This is a genomic window from Pseudomonas sp. K8 (genome assembly GCF_014889455.1).
In the GTDB taxonomy this organism is placed as follows: domain Bacteria; phylum Pseudomonadota; class Gammaproteobacteria; order Pseudomonadales; family Pseudomonadaceae; genus Aquipseudomonas; species Aquipseudomonas veronii.
Map to the genome: position 1 here is coordinate 1 of NZ_VJWO01000145.1, position 760 is coordinate 760.

Consider the following 760-nt stretch of genomic DNA (forward strand, 5'->3'; position numbering starts at 1 on the left):
GCGGTACTGCCGCGCCGGGTAGCGGTGTTCCAGCAGATGATCGACACCATCGAGGCGGCCACCGCCAAGGATGCGCAGGCGCGTACCCGCTATGCCGCGCAGCTGCAGTCGCTGAAGAACAACCGCAAGCGCGCCGCCGGCGAGCTGGAAGGCTTGTTGCGCAGCGATGCCAAGACCCAGCGCGCCACCGACGAGGCGGCGATGCTGAAGGCCACCGATGCGGCCTGGCAGCCGGACATCCAGGCGCTGCTGGGCTCGCTGTCGCAGGGCGCGGCGATGGGCGAGCGCGATTTCGTGCTGGAGCAGGCCGCTGCGCAGAGCCAGCTGCTGCGTTCGGCGCTGCTGCTGCAGCGCCTGCGCATTGAATCGGCCAAGCCCGATGCCGAGCGCGAAAGCGGCTACCAGCAGCGCGACCAGGCGCTGATCGAAGGCACCCTGAAGCAGGTCCAGCGCCGTTACGCGCCGGCCGTGGAGAAGGCGCTGCTGACCGACCTGCTGACCCGCTACCAGCAGCTGCCCGATGCGCAGCGCGTGCCCGAGTTCGACGCCGCCTTCGGCCGTACCCCGGCCGCGCTGGCCAAGGCGCTGGACGCGCTGTACAGCGGCACCCGGCTGGGTGATGAAGCCGAACGCCTGGGCCGCTTCGCCGCTGCGAAGGAAGGCAAGGCATTGGCGCACGACCCGCTGATCGACCTGGCCGGCCCGCTGGTGGCCGCGCAGCTGCGCCTGGAAGACCAGCGCAAGGAGCGCGAAGGCGAGC

Annotated in this window: 1 protein-coding gene; it reads left to right on the top strand. The window is 70.9% G+C overall.

Features of this window, described 5'->3' with window-relative positions:
• A partial coding sequence (locus INT12_RS30635) for a S46 family peptidase (protein ID WP_193059199.1) occupies positions 1-760 on the top strand: 760 nt, incomplete at both ends.